The sequence below is a fragment of the Streptomyces sp. NPDC053079 genome (assembly GCF_044546695.1).
Classification (GTDB): Bacteria; Actinomycetota; Actinomycetes; order Streptomycetales; family Streptomycetaceae; genus Streptomyces.
On record NZ_JBITZJ010000005.1, the window covers coordinates 106,432 to 119,793 of the forward strand.

Genomic DNA, 13,362 nt, shown 5'->3' on the forward strand with positions numbered 1-13,362 from the left:
CTAGCCGCCCTGGACGATCGGCTTCCCGCTCAGCTCCACGCCCGCCTCCCGCAGCTCCTCCAGGGTCCGCTCGGTGCTCTCCCGGGCCACTCCCGCGGTGAGGTCGAGCAGGACGCGGGTGCCGAAGCCCTGCCGGCGGGCGTCCAGCGCGGTGGCGCGTACGCAGTGGTCGGTGGCGATGCCGACCACGTCCACGTCGGTCACGTCGCGTGCCCGCAGCCAGTCCGCCAGCCCGGTGCCGTTCTCGTCGGCGCCCTGGAAGGCGCTGTAGCCGGCGGCGTAGGCGCCCTTGTCGAAGACGGCCTGGACCGCCCCGGAGGTGATGGCGGGGGAGAGGTTGGGGTGGAAGCCGCTGCCCTCCGTGCCCGCCACGCAGTGCCGCGGCCAGGAGGTCTCGTAGTCCGGCTGGTCGGAGAAGTGGTCGCCCGGGTCGGTGTGCATGTCGCGCGAGGCGACGACGTGCGCGTATCCGGCGGGGGCCTCTCCCACCAGGTCGGTTATGGCAGCTGCCACGTCGGCGCCGCCGGCCACCGCGAGGCTGCCGCCCTCGCAGAAGTCGTTCTGCACGTCGACGATGATCAGTGCACGGTTCATGGTGCAGATCCTTAGGTGAGGGGCTCTCGGCCGACTGTGCGGATCAACCCTGTGTGACCGAGGGTAGTGACTCGGATTGCGTTACGGGAGGGGCACTCGGGCGCCCGCTCAGAGGTACTCCGTGGGCAGCACGGGTTCGCCGCGCGACAGCTGGGTCGCCGACATCGGCAGCGCCGCGCGCGCCGCCCTGTGCCGGTCACGCGCCGCGTCCAGGGGCTCACGGGCCACGACCTCCCCCGCCCGCACCAGCTCGACCAGCAGCTGCCGGTCCACGAGCTCCGCCGGCACCTCGCCGGTGCCCACGACCTCCGTCTCGGCCACCCCGGCGGCGTCCGGGCGGCGCGCGGCCCACTTGCGGCCGCCGACCGACGACTTGCCGCCCATGGACTTCTTGGCGACCGGGCGCAGCGGCGCGTCGGGCCCGGCGGCGTCCGCGCGGGCCACGAGCTTGTAGACCATCGAGCAGGTGGGGTGCCCGCTGCCGGTCACCAGCTGGGTGCCCACGCCGTAGGCGTCCACGGGGGCGGCGGCCAGCGAGGCGATGGCGTACTCGTCGAGGTCGCTGGTGACCACGATGCGGGTGTCCTTGGCGCCCAGCTCGTCCAGCTGCCGGCGCACCCGGTGCGCGAGCAGCAGCAGGTCGCCGGAGTCGATCCGGACGGCGCCCAGGTCCGTCCCGGCGATCTCGACGGCCATCGCAACGGCCTCGGCCACGTCGTAGGTGTCCACGAGCAGCGTCGTGCCTCCGCCGAGGGAGTCGACCTGGGCGGTGAAGGCCTCGCGCTCGCTGTCGTGCAGCAGGGTGAAGGCGTGCGCACTGGTGCCGACCGTCGGAATGTTGTAGCGGAAGCCGGCCGCCAGGTCGGAGGTGGAGCTGAAGCCACCGACGTAGGCGGCGCGCGAGGCGGCGACGGCCGCCAGCTCGTGGGTGCGGCGCGCGCCCATCTCGATCAGCGGCCGGTCGCCGGCCGCCACCGCCATCCGCGAGGCCGCGGCGGCGACGGCGGAGTCGTGGTTGAGGATCGAGAGGATCACCGTCTCGAGCAGGACCGCCTCGGCGAAGGTGCCCTCGACGCGCAGGATGGGCGAGCCGGGGAAGTACACCTCGCCCTCGGGGTAGCCCCAGATGTCGCCGCGGAAGCGGTAGTCGGCGAGGAAGGCGAGGGTCGGCCCGTCGACGATCCGCTGCTCGGCCAGGAAGTCCAGGACGCCGCTGTCGAAGCGGAAGTTCTCCACGGCGTCCAGGACCCTGCCGGTGCCCGCGACGACGCCGTAGCGGCGGCCCTCGGGCAGCCTGCGGGTGAAGACCTCGAAGACCGAGCGCCGGCCGGCGGTGCCGGACCGCAGCGCACCCTGCAGCATCGTCAGTTCGTACCGGTCGGTGAAGAGGGCCGTCGATGGAACGTCGACCGGGAGCCTCAGGTCCGCAGCGTTCATGGTCCAGATGCTACCCCCCTACTCGTCAGAGTGACGATTTCTGGGCGCGCGGAGTTGGGGCCCCCGTTTGTGCACGGGAAGTCGCCGAGTGGCAGCATGGGAAGCGTGAGTGTTGCACCGGTCGAGATCGAACGGCCCGAAACGGGCGAGTCGCCCTTCGCGGTGACCGAACCCGACGTCCCTTGGGTGACCCTGGTCCATAACGACCCCGTCAACCTCATGAGTTATGTGACGTATGTCTTCCAGGCCTACTTCGGCTACCCCAAGGACAAGGCGCACCGGCTGATGCTCGACGTCCACCACAAGGGCCGTGCCACGGTCTCCAGCGGCAGCCGCGAGGAGATGGAGCGCGACGTGCAGGCGATGCACGGCTACGGGCTCTGGGCGACGCTGTCGCAGGACCGTTGATGGCCGGGCACTTCGAGCCGCTGCCCGGCGGCGGGGCGGCCGTCGCCCTGGACGAGGTCGAGATCTCCATCCTGCGCAGCCTGGCCGTACAGCTCCTGGAGCTGATCGGCCCGGGGGAGACGCACGGCCCGGAGGCCGCCGATCCGCTGGCCCGGCTGTTCGCGGAGGGCCCCAGCGAGCCCCCGGCCGACCCCGCCCTGGCCCGGCTGTTCCCGGACGCCTACGGCACCCCCGGCGCCGAGCAGGACCGGCAGGAGCGCGCGTACGCCTCCGAATTCCGCCGCTACACCGAGAACGACCTGCGCGAGCGCAAGCGCGAGGACGCGCTCGGCGTGGTCCGCTCGCTCGACGCCCTCGGCGGCGGCGACCAGGAGGCGGGCGACGCGGTGCTGCGGCTGACCCCCGAGGGCTGCCGGCAGTGGCTCGGCGCGCTGAACGACCTCCGGCTGACCATCGGGGCCCGGCTGGAGATCACCGACGAGGACGACGGCGAAGCACTCTTCCGGCTGCCGGACGAGGACCCCCGCAAGCCGATGGTGATGGCCTACCTCTGGCTCGGCGGTCTGCAGGAGACGCTCGTCGAGGCGCTCATGGCCTGACGGCCCGAATCAAGGGGAAGAAGCTGTTCCGGGGCCGTTCCGGCCCCGTTCGCTCAGCGGACCCGCAAATCCGGATAACGATCGAGTCACCGTGGTCGCGGCTATTGGTGTCCCAGATCACTTGTGTCCGGATTTTTTTGTGCCGTGCGCCACAAGCGCGCCGATGATCTCATCTTTACACGTGATACTTCTTGCCGACCTGCCTCTGCGACGCCACCCCTGTCGCAGCGGAAGCGCTAGCCGACCGACCGTCGGCGCTGAGCAGGACTCCATCCGGGGGGATCGGAACCCGATCCGGAGCAACCGGATCGGTATGGAGAAAGGCGCACCACCATGACCTCTGAGCAGGTCGCCGACCGCACCGCAGTGCGGGACGGAGAGGGAAGCGGCAAGGATGCTTCCGAGGGTTACGAGCGGGGACTCGGTAACCGACAGATTCAGATGATCGCCATTGGTGGCGCCATCGGCACCGGCCTGTTCCTGGGCGCGGGCAAGGCGATATCGAAGGCCGGACCCAGCCTGATCCTGGCCTACGCGATAGCCGGCCTGGTCATCTTCTTCATCATGCGAGCGCTCGGTGAGCTGCTCATGTACCGCCCGGTGTCGGGCTCCTTCTCGGACTACGCCCGAGAGTTCCTCGGTCCCTTCTGGGGCTATGTGACCGGATGGACGTACTGGCTCTTCTGGGTCGTCACCGGCATCACCGAGGTCACCGCGGCCGCCACCTATGTGCAGTACTGGAACAAGTCGATTCCACAATGGGCATCGGCGCTGGTCTTCACCGTCATTCTCTACTTCATCAACCTGATCTCCGTGAAGCTCTTCGGTGAGCTGGAGTTCTGGTTCTCGATGGTCAAGGTCACCGCCATCATCGGCATGATCCTGATCGGTATCGGCGTCATCACGCTCGGCTTCTCCGACGCCGGTGACACCGCCTCCTTCAGCCTCCTGTGGAGCCACGACGGGTTCTTCCCGAAGGGCATCGGCGGCACGCTGATGACCCTGCAGATCGTGATGTTCGCCTTCCTCGCCGTCGAGCTCGTCGGCGTCACGGCGGGCGAGGCCGCCGACCCCAAGAAGACCCTGCCCAAGGCCATCAACACCGTGCCGTGGCGCATCGCCGTCTTCTACCTGGGTGCGCTCATCATCATCCTGTCGATCGTTCCCTGGACCGAGTTCATGCCCGGCGTCAGCCCCTTCGTGGCGGCCTTCGCCAAGATCGGCCTGCCCGCCGGTGCCGGCATCGTCAACTTCGTGGTGCTCACCGCGGCGCTGTCGTCCTGCAACTCCGGCATGTACTCCACCGGCCGTATGCTCCGCGACCTGTCCCTCAACGGTCAGGGCCCGAAGTTCTTCGGTCAGCTGTCCAAGAAGGGCCTGCCGTTCCGCGGCACGACCTTCTCGGCCGCGCTGATGCTCGTCGGCGTGTTCATCAACTACCAGTGGCCGGGCGAGGCGTTCAACTACGTCGTCTCCTTCGCGACCATCTCCGGCATGTGGGCCTGGATCATGATCCTCGTCGCCCAGCTGCGCTACCGCCGCAAGGCGGACCGCGGCGAGCTGCCGCAGTCCGAGCTCAAGGCCCCGGGCGCGCCCTGGACCAGCCTCTTCGCCCTGGCCTTCATCTTCATGGTGATCGTGCTCATGGGCATCGACAAGGACGCGCGCATCTCGCTGTACTGCGCACCCGTCTGGGGCGCGATCATGTGGGTCTCGTACCTCGTGCTCAAGTCCCGCAACCCCCAGGCCTTCGAGCGCAAGGACTACTCGCTCAGCAAGTAGTCCTTCAGGCCGCACCACCACGGAGCCCGCCGCATACCGACCTCGGTATGCGGCGGGCTCCGTGCATATTCTTTTGCGCATGCTGACCATCACACAGGACCTCTACGACCGGATCGTCGCGCACGCCCGCGCCGACCACCCCGACGAGGCGTGCGGCGTCATCGCCGGACCGGAGGGCAGCGGCCGTCCCGAGCGGTTCATCCCGATGCTCAACGCCGCCCGCTCGCCCACCTTCTACGAGTTCGACTCCACCGACCTGCTCAAGCTCTACCGCGAGATGGACGACCGCGACGAGGAGCCGGTGGTCATCTACCACTCCCACACCGCCACCGAGGCCTACCCCTCGCGCACCGACCTCACCTACGCCAGCGAACCCGGCGCCCACTACGTCCTGGTCTCCACCGCCGACACCGACGGCGCCGGGCCCTTCCAGTTCCGCTCGTACCGCATCGTCGACGGCCAGGTCACCGAGGAGGACGTTCGGGTCGTCCAGGCCTACTGAGCCGCATCGGGCCGTACCGAGCAGTTCTGAGACAGGATCGTCCGCATACCGGGACGAATTTCCGGGCGGCGCACAGGGAATCGATACCATGCGCCCCATGGTTCCCACGATGTGAGCCTCCGCGTTCCACACGAACCGACCCCGCACTCCAACAGGAGCACACCCATGGCCATCGAGGTCCGCATCCCGACCATCCTGCGCACCTACACCGACGGCAAGAAGGCCGTCGAGGGCAGCGGCGCCACGATCGACGAGCTCTTCAAGGACCTGGAGGCCCGCCACCCCGGCATCCGCGAGCGCCTGGTCGACGAGGCCGCCGGCGGGGAGCTGCGCCGCTTCGTCAACGTCTACCTCAACGACGAGGACGTCCGCTTCCTGGCCGGCATCGCCACCGAGCTCGCCGACGGCGACAGCGTCACCATCCTCCCGGCCGTCGCCGGCGGAATGGCCTGATGCGCTACGAGTCGCCGCTCGCGGCGGTCGGCAACACCCCGCTCGTCCGCCTGCCGCGCCTGTCCCCGTCGGAGACCGTCCGCGTCTGGGCCAAGCTCGAGGACCGCAACCCCACCGGCTCGGTCAAGGACCGCCCTGCCCTGCACATGATCGAGCAGGCGGAGAAGGCCGGCCGGCTCACCCCTGGCTGCACCATCCTCGAGCCCACCTCCGGCAACACCGGCATCTCCCTCGCCATGGCCGCCAAGCTCAAGGGCTACCGCATGGTGTGCGTGATGCCCGAGAACACCAGCGAGGAGCGGCGGCAGCTGCTCGCCATGTGGGGCGCCGAGATCATCCCCTCGCCCGCGGCCGGAGGCTCGAACACGGCCGTACGGGTGGCCAAGGAGCTGGCCGGGCAGCACCCCGACTGGGTGATGCTCTATCAGTACGGCAACCCCGACAACGCCGGCGCCCACTACGCCACCACCGGCCCCGAGATCCTCGCCGACCTCCCCGAGATCACCCACTTCGTGGCCGGCCTGGGCACCACCGGCACCCTCATGGGCGTCGGCCGGTACCTTCGCGAGCACAAGCCCGGTGTGCAGATCGTGGCCGCCGAGCCCCGCTACGACGACGTCGTCTACGGGCTGCGCAACCTCGACGAGGGCTTCGTCCCCGAGCTCTACGACGCGGGCGTGCTCACCACCCGCTACTCCGTCGGCTCCGAGGACGCCGTCCGGCGCACCCGTGAACTCCTCGCCGAGGAGGGCATCTTCGCGGGCGTGTCCAGCGGCGCGGTGCTCCACGCCGCGCTCGGCGTCGCCCGTAAGGCCGTACGGGCGGGGGAGAGCGCCGACATCGTCTTCATCGTCGCCGACGGCGGCTGGAAGTACCTCTCCACCGGCGTCTACACCGCGGCCACCACCGAAGAGGCCGTCGAGACACTGCACGGCCAGCTGTGGGCCTAGCGCGATGCGCCGCCTGTCCGCGCCGGTCCGTAAAAAACAGAACTGTGCACGGGTGAACTGCTACTACCGATGTTGGCAAGCGGCTGACATCATCCCGTAGGAGACGCACATGAACTGTCCCGCATGTGGATCTTCGGACATGAGGCAACTCAACAATGGAAACTGGCAGTGCGGAAACTGCGGCGCAGTCACGGCTGGACAGGGCGGCGTGGGATGCGCTCGCTCCTGAGACACGTGAGCGGCTAGCAGCATTCATGACGCCCGAGGTGTTCACCGTGACGGCCGGCAGCAAGGAGTCGGCCGAGCGCTTCCAGCGCTTCATGGACACCCTGGACCGCGCCGAGCGGCACAAGCCGCTGTAGGACGTGCGGCACCGGCCGTCCCGACCTCCTCTTCCGCACCCCGGCCCGCAGGCCCCGACCGCGCTCCTCCTTCCGGGCGCGGGCCGGGGCCTGCGCGCTGCGGGCCAGGTCCGTCCTGGTGATTCCGCCCACACGCCACCCTCTCGGAGGAGTCACCGCCCGTTTCTCGCCTTACCCTCGACTGCACCGCATGGCCCCCCGTAACCAGCCCACGGAGGTTCAGGCCCGCATGAAGCTCACCGTCGTCGGATGCTCGGGCTCGTTCCCGTCCACGGAATCGGCCTGCTCGAGTTATCTGGTGGAGGCCGACGGATACCGGATCCTCCTCGACATGGGCAACGGCGCCCTCGGCGAGCTGCAGCGCCACGTCGGTCTCTACGACCTCGACGCCGTGCTCCTGTCGCATCTGCACCCGGATCACTTCATCGACATGTGCGGCTACTTCGTGGCCCGCTACTACCGCCACGACGGCGGCCGGGCCGACGCCATACCCGTCCACGGCCCCGAGGGCACCGAGAAGCGGCTCCTGACGGCGTACGGCGACGTGCCCGACGAGGCCTGCATGAGCGAGGTCTTCGACTTCCGCACCCTCACCCCGGGCAGCTTCGGCCTCGGCCCCTTCACGATCCGCACGGACCGGGTCAGCCACCCCGTCGAGGCCTTCGCCTTCCGGGTCGAGCACGGGGGCCGTTCGCTGGTGTACTCGGGCGACACCGGCCCCTGCGACGCCCTGCAGGAGCTGGCCCTGGACACCGACCTGCTGCTGTGCGAGGCGTCCTTCACGCACGGCAAGGAGGACATCCCCGACCTCCACCTCAACGGCCTCCAGGCCGGCGAATGCGCCGCCCGGGCCGGCGCCGGCCGCCTCGTCCTCACCCACATCCCCCCGTGGACGGACCCCCTCACCAACCTGCGCGACGCCCGCTCGGTCTACGACGGCCCCGCGGAACTGGCCCACGCGGGAGCCGTGTACGAGCTGTAGGCGGCGGGGCGGCCCCCGGACACAGCCGAAGGCCCCCGGAACCGAGCGGTTCCGGGGGCCTTCGCATGCGGCCTCGAGGATCAGGCCTTGCCCGTGTCCTCCAGCTGACCCTCGGGCTCACGGCCCGGGGTGGGGAGGTTGAACTTGGTGATCGCGAAGCGGAACACCACGTAGTACAGGGCGCCGAAGCACAGGCCCACCGCGGCCAGCATCCACGGCTTGGTGGCGATGCCCAGGTTCAGCAGGAAGTCGATCGCGCCGGCGGAGAAGCCGAAGCCGTCCTTCATGCCCAGCGCCCAGGTCAGCGCCAGCGAGACACCGGTGAGCAGCGCGTGGATGGCGTAGAGGACCGGAGCGATGAACATGAAGGTGAACTCGATCGGCTCGGTCACACCGGTGACGAACGCGGTGAGCGCCAGCGAGCCCATCATGCCGCCGACGACCTTGCGGTTCTCCGGGCGGGCGCAGTGCACGATCGCCAGGCAGGCCGCCGGGAGCGCGAACATCATGATCGGGAAGAAGCCGGTCATGAACTGGCCGGCGTCGGGGTCACCGGCGAGGAAGCGGGCGATGTCGCCGTGCTTGCCGTTGAAGTCACCGGCCTGCAGCCACGGGAAGGAGTTGAGCAGGTGGTGCATGCCGACCGGGATCAGCGCACGGTTGGCGACGCCGAAGATGCCCGCGCCCACGGCGCCGGAGCCGACCAGCCACTCGCCGAAGTTGTGCAGACCCGTGCCGAGGACCGGCCAGATGAGGCCGAAGAGGATGCCGATGACCAGGCCGGCGAAGGCCGAGAGGATCGGGACGAGGCGGCGGCCGCCGAAGAAGCCCAGCCAGTCGGGGAGCTTCTTGCGGCTGTAGCGCTGGTAGAGCAGCGCCACGACCAGGCCCATGACCACACCGCCGAGGACGCCGGCGTTGACGGGCGCCTCATTCATGACGATCTTGCCGTCGACGACCGCGGCGACCTTCGGCAGGTTCTTGTCGGTGAAGGTGGCGAGCACCTCCTTGAAGACCAGGTAGCCGGAGACCGCGGCCAGGGCCGTGGAGCCGTCCGACTTCTTCGCGAAGCCGATGGCCACGCCGACGGCGAAGAGCAGCGCCATGTTGCCGAGCAGGGCGTTGCCGCCCGCCGCCATATAGCCGGCGATCTTGGTTATGAACTCGGGGAAGGAGTCGCGCCCGAGCATGTCGTTGTTGCCCAGCCGGACCAGGAGCGCGGCCGCGGGCAGGACCGCGACCGGCAGCATGAGGCTGCGGCCGATGCGCTGCGCGACGGCCATGGCGCCGGCGCCGCGCTTCTTCTTTTCCGGTGCCGCCTCTTCAGGCGCCGCCTTTGCCGCCTTGGCTGCCGTACTCATCGGATTCCTCCAGGTGAGGCGGGCGCTCGGGAAAAGGGGGGACGGCCCGCGATTTGGTCTACACCACTACTGGTTTAGACCTGTTGTAGCACGTGAGTCGGGCATAAAGGAATCCATCGTTCCAAGTGCTCTCGCGCACACACGCAAGGGTGGCGTGAGCGCTCTGCGCTGCGTCACGCCACCCTTACTTGACGTTTACTTCACGTTCTCCTGCTCGATCTCCTCCGCCAGCGCCTCGGGCTCCCGCCCCGGCGTCGGAATGTCGAAGAACGTGATCGCGAAGCGGAAGACCACGTAATACAGCACCGCGAAGCACAGCCCGATCGGAATGATCAGCCATGGCTTGGTCGCGAGCCCCCAGTTGATCACGTAGTCGATCAGCCCCGCCGAGAAGCTGAAGCCGTCGTGCACCCCCAGCCCCCAGGTCACGGCCATGGAGACGCCCGTCAGCAGCGCGTGCACCACGTACAGCAGCGGGGCGATGAAGAGGAAGGAGTACTCGATCGGCTCGGTGATGCCCGTGACGAACGACGTCAGGCCCACCGAGAGCATCAGACCGCCCACCGTCTTGCGGTGCTGCGGCCGCGCGCAGTGCGTGATCGCCAGCGCTGCGGCCGGCAGCGCGAACATCATGATCGGGAAGAAGCCCGAGGTGAACTGACCGGCGGTGGGGTCACCCGCCAGGAAACGGTTGATGTCGCCGTGCACCACCGTGCCGTCCGGCTTGGTGTAGTCGCCGAACTGGAACCACACGAAGACGTTCAGGAACTGGTGCAGCCCGATCACCAGCAGCGCGCGGTTCGCGACGCCGAAGATGCCCGCGCCGGTGGCGCTCAGGTCGGACAGCCACTTGCTGAAGCTCGTCAGCGCGTCGCCCACCGGTGGCCAGATCCACAGGCACAGCGCGGCGAACGCGATCCCCACGAACGCCATGATGATCGGTACGAGCCTGCGTCCGTTGAAGAAGCCCAGCCAGTCCACCAGCTTCACCCGGTGGTAGCGCTGCCAGAACCAGGCCGCCAGCAGGCCCATCACGATGCCGCCGAAGACGCCGGGGTTCTGGTACCCCGCCGCGGACGGCTCCCCGGCCGCGGTCACGCACACCCCGGCCAGCAGGCCGATCGGCGTGTGCTTGGAGCCGGCGGGGCAGTCCAGCGGGAACTGGTGCAGCACCGCGTAATAGACGAGGAAGCCCGCCACCGCCGCGAGCGCCGTCGAGCCGTCCGACTTCTTCGCCATGCCGATCGCCACACCGACCGCGAACAGCAGCGGCAGCCCCAGCGAGGAGTCCAGCAGCGCCCCGCCCGCACCGGCCATCACCTTGGCGACGTCCGTCCAGCCCAGGCCGTCCGCACCGAAGACGTCCGGCTGGCCGAGCCGGTTGAGGATGCCCGCCGCCGGCAGCACCGCGATCGGCAGCTGCAGGCTGCGGCCCATCTTCTGCAGGCCCTGGAAGAGGCCGTGCAGGCGCTTCTTCTTCCGCGGGGCCGCCGCGGCGATCGAACTCATCTGCGTCCTCCGGCTGCTGGCATACTGGTGTAGACCACTTGCGGTGCGGTGTGGACTCCCGGGGGCAGTGCCGGGTGCTCGCCATCCTTCGACAGATGGTGGACATACGCCCGCATAGTTGGGCTATACGTGGGTTACCGTGTGAAAGCCGGTCGGCGGAACCGCCGAAGGGCTGAGACAACCAGGAGTGCACATGGCCAGCAAGGCTGAGAAGATCGTCGCCGGCCTCGGCGGGATCGAGAACATCGAAGAGGTCGAGGGCTGCATCACCCGCCTTCGCTGCGAGGTCTCCGACCCCTCCCTCGTCGACGACGCCGCCCTCAAGGCCGCCGGCGCCCACGGCGTCGTGAAGATGGGCACCGCCATCCAGGTCGTCATCGGCACCGACGCCGACCCGATCGCCGGCGAGATCGAGGACATGCTGTGAGCTGAGCCACCGGGCTCCTCCCGGAGGGCCCCGTTCCGATTGTCGCGTACACGACGCCAACCGGAACGGGGCCCTCTGTCGTCCCGATAGGCTCATCACCATGTCTCGCATCGACGGCCGCACCCCCGACCAGCTCCGCCCCGTGACCATCCAGCGCGGATGGAGCAAGCACGCGGAAGGCTCCGTACTCATCTCCTTCGGCGACACCAAGGTCTTCTGCACCGCCAGCGTCACCGAGGGCGTGCCCCGCTGGCGCAAGGGCTCCGGCGAAGGCTGGGTCACCGCCGAGTACTCGATGCTCCCCCGCGCCACCAACACCCGCGGCGACCGCGAATCCGTACGCGGCAAGATCGGCGGCCGCACCCACGAGATCTCCCGCCTCATCGGCCGCTCCCTGCGCGCCGTCATCGACTACAAGGCCCTCGGCGAGAACACCATCGTCCTGGACTGCGACGTCCTCCAGGCCGACGGCGGCACCCGCACCGCCGCCATCACCGGCGCCTACGTCGCCCTGGCCGACGCCATCACCTGGGCCCAGGGCAAGAAGCTCATCAAGCACGGCCGCCAGCCGCTGACCGGCACCGTCTCCGCCGTCAGCGTCGGCATCGTCGGCGGCGTCCCCCTCCTCGACCTCTGCTACGAGGAAGACGTCCGCGCCGACACCGACATGAACGTCGTCTGCACCGGCGACGGCCGCTTCGTCGAGGTCCAGGGCACCGCCGAGGCCGAGCCCTTCGCCCGCGAAGAGCTCAACAGCCTCCTCGACCTCGCGGTCGCCGGCTGCGCCTCCCTCGACGCCGCCCAGCGCGAGGCCCTCGCCCGCACGCTGTGACGCAACCGTAGGGCGTGGCGCGAGCGTTGACAGAGACGTACGGTCCGGCAGAATCCGGGCCGTACGCCCGCCCCGCCCATACCGGAAGGCCGTCCATGTCCGCGCACCGCCGCCGCACCACGACCCTCACCGCCCTCGCCGCCGCCCTCCTGGCCGTGCCCCTGGCGGCGGGCTGCTCCACCGCCCAGAAGGCCGTCGACTGCGCCCGGCTGGGCGTCGAGATCACCAACGACGTCGACAAGCTCCAGCGGGCCGTCACGGACGCGGCGAACGACCTCGGCCAGGCGGACAAGGCCCTGGACACCCTCGACGAGGACACGAAGAAGCTCAAGGACAAGACCGGCAACGCGGACGTCGGCAAGGCCCTCGACCACCTCCAGCAGGCGGTCGCCAACGCCCGGGAGTCCGTGCGCCAGAACAAGGCGCCCGACCTGGCGCCGCTCAAGGACGCGGCGGGCGAGCTGACCAAGGTGTGCACCTCGAAGTAGGGCCGGGGGCGGGCACGACGGCGGGGACGGGCGACCCGGGATAATCCCACCCATGAAGCGCCTGATCCTCGCCACCCGCAACTACAACAAGGTCACCGAGCTCCACGCGATCCTCGCCGCCGCGGGCCTCGACGTCGAACTCGTCGGCGCCGACGCCTACCCCGAGATCCCCGACGTCAAGGAGACCGGCGTCACCTTCGCCGAGAACGCCCTCCTCAAGGCCCACGCCCTGGCCCGCGCCACCGGACACCCGGCCGTCGCCGACGACTCGGGCCTGTGCGTCGACGTCCTGAACGGCGCCCCCGGCATCTTCTCCGCCCGCTGGGCCGGCCGCCACGGCGACGACAAGGCCAACCTCGACCTCCTCCTCGCCCAGCTCTCCGACATCGCCGACGAACACCGCGCCGCCCACTTCGCCTGCGCCGCGGCCCTCGCCCTCCCGGACGGCACGGAACGCGTCGTCGAGGGCCGCCTGGAGGGCACCCTGCGCCACGCCCCCTCGGGCACGGGCGGCTTCGGCTACGACCCGATCCTCCAGCCCCTGGGCGAGGTGCGGACCTGCGCGGAGATGACGCCGGAGGAGAAGAACGCGATCAGCCACCGCGGGAAGGCGTTCCGGGGGCTGGTGCCGGTGGTGCGGGAGCTGTTGGGCTGAACGGACACGAAGAAGGGCCGC

General features: G+C 69.5%; 16 protein-coding genes. 12 read left to right on the plus strand and 4 right to left on the minus strand.

Annotated features, from left to right (window positions below):
* Both ACIGXW_RS19435 and ACIGXW_RS19440 read right to left on the minus strand, forming a co-directional pair.
* Positions 1-594 (minus strand): isochorismatase family protein, encoded by a 594-nt coding sequence (locus ACIGXW_RS19435; protein WP_071963620.1) that lies wholly within the window; start codon positions 592-594, stop codon positions 1-3.
* A gap of 108 nt (positions 595-702) precedes the next feature.
* A complete protein-coding gene (locus ACIGXW_RS19440; protein WP_399574144.1) occupies positions 703-2,031 on the minus strand; it encodes a nicotinate phosphoribosyltransferase in 1,329 nt (442 codons plus the stop codon).
* A 96-nt stretch (positions 2,032-2,127) separates the two neighbouring features.
* Between ACIGXW_RS19440 and clpS the strand changes: the two genes are divergently transcribed.
* The 8 genes from clpS (at position 2,128) to ACIGXW_RS19480 (ending at position 8,069) form a co-directional block, all read left to right on the plus strand.
* A complete protein-coding gene (gene clpS / locus ACIGXW_RS19445) occupies positions 2,128-2,439 on the plus strand; it encodes an ATP-dependent Clp protease adapter ClpS (RefSeq protein ID WP_071963615.1) in 312 nt (103 codons plus the stop codon).
* The gene (locus ACIGXW_RS19450) at positions 2,439-3,038 is read left to right on the plus strand and encodes a DUF2017 domain-containing protein (RefSeq protein WP_399574145.1); all 600 of its coding nucleotides are present in this window, start codon (positions 2,439-2,441) and stop codon (positions 3,036-3,038) included. The genes clpS and ACIGXW_RS19450 overlap by 1 nt, the downstream gene beginning before the upstream one ends.
* Positions 3,039-3,371: 333 nt before the next feature.
* Positions 3,372-4,820: an amino acid permease gene (locus tag ACIGXW_RS19455; protein ID WP_399574146.1), complete on the plus strand. Its 1,449-nt coding sequence runs from the start codon at positions 3,372-3,374 to the stop codon at positions 4,818-4,820.
* Between the two features lie 79 nt (positions 4,821-4,899).
* The gene (locus tag ACIGXW_RS19460) at positions 4,900-5,322 is read left to right on the plus strand and encodes a Mov34/MPN/PAD-1 family protein (RefSeq protein WP_399574147.1); all 423 of its coding nucleotides are present in this window, start codon (positions 4,900-4,902) and stop codon (positions 5,320-5,322) included.
* 165 nt (positions 5,323-5,487) lie between these two features.
* Positions 5,488-5,775: a MoaD/ThiS family protein gene (locus tag ACIGXW_RS19465; RefSeq protein WP_399574148.1), complete on the plus strand. Its 288-nt coding sequence runs from the start codon at positions 5,488-5,490 to the stop codon at positions 5,773-5,775.
* The gene (locus ACIGXW_RS19470; protein ID WP_399574149.1) at positions 5,775-6,725 is read left to right on the plus strand and encodes a PLP-dependent cysteine synthase family protein; all 951 of its coding nucleotides are present in this window, start codon (positions 5,775-5,777) and stop codon (positions 6,723-6,725) included. Before ACIGXW_RS19465 ends, ACIGXW_RS19470 begins: the two co-directional genes overlap by 1 nt.
* 109 nt (positions 6,726-6,834) lie before the next feature.
* Positions 6,835-6,954: a hypothetical protein gene (locus tag ACIGXW_RS19475; RefSeq protein WP_360909538.1), complete on the plus strand. Its 120-nt coding sequence runs from the start codon at positions 6,835-6,837 to the stop codon at positions 6,952-6,954.
* A gap of 362 nt (positions 6,955-7,316) precedes the next feature.
* A complete protein-coding gene (locus ACIGXW_RS19480) occupies positions 7,317-8,069 on the plus strand; it encodes an MBL fold metallo-hydrolase (protein ID WP_071963610.1) in 753 nt (250 codons plus the stop codon).
* Positions 8,070-8,149: 80 nt separating this feature from the next.
* Here ACIGXW_RS19480 and ACIGXW_RS19485 read toward each other — a convergent pair whose 3' ends face one another.
* Both ACIGXW_RS19485 and ACIGXW_RS19490 read right to left on the minus strand, forming a co-directional pair.
* Positions 8,150-9,430: a PTS transporter subunit EIIC gene (locus ACIGXW_RS19485; RefSeq protein ID WP_071963609.1), complete on the minus strand. Its 1,281-nt coding sequence runs from the start codon at positions 9,428-9,430 to the stop codon at positions 8,150-8,152.
* A 195-nt stretch (positions 9,431-9,625) separates the two neighbouring features.
* Positions 9,626-10,939, minus strand: a complete 1,314-nt coding sequence (locus ACIGXW_RS19490; protein ID WP_399574150.1) for a PTS transporter subunit EIIC — start codon at positions 10,937-10,939, stop codon at positions 9,626-9,628.
* Positions 10,940-11,132: 193 nt separating this feature from the next.
* Between ACIGXW_RS19490 and ACIGXW_RS19495 the strand changes: the two genes are divergently transcribed.
* From ACIGXW_RS19495 to rdgB, 4 genes are all read left to right on the plus strand, one after another.
* Complete coding sequence (locus ACIGXW_RS19495) at positions 11,133-11,366, plus strand: PTS glucose/sucrose transporter subunit IIB (RefSeq protein WP_071963607.1); 234 nt, start codon at positions 11,133-11,135, stop codon at positions 11,364-11,366.
* Between the two features lie 100 nt (positions 11,367-11,466).
* Positions 11,467-12,198 carry a ribonuclease PH gene (rph, locus tag ACIGXW_RS19500; protein WP_071963606.1) on the plus strand — a complete coding sequence of 244 codons (732 nt, stop codon included), beginning with the start codon at positions 11,467-11,469 and terminating at the stop codon, positions 12,196-12,198.
* 95 nt (positions 12,199-12,293) lie between these two features.
* Positions 12,294-12,686 carry a hypothetical protein gene (locus ACIGXW_RS19505; protein WP_399574151.1) on the plus strand — a complete coding sequence of 131 codons (393 nt, stop codon included), beginning with the start codon at positions 12,294-12,296 and terminating at the stop codon, positions 12,684-12,686.
* A gap of 52 nt (positions 12,687-12,738) precedes the next feature.
* A complete protein-coding gene (gene rdgB, locus ACIGXW_RS19510; RefSeq protein ID WP_399574152.1) occupies positions 12,739-13,341 on the plus strand; it encodes an RdgB/HAM1 family non-canonical purine NTP pyrophosphatase in 603 nt (200 codons plus the stop codon).
* The last annotated feature ends 21 nt before the right edge of the window (positions 13,342-13,362 follow it).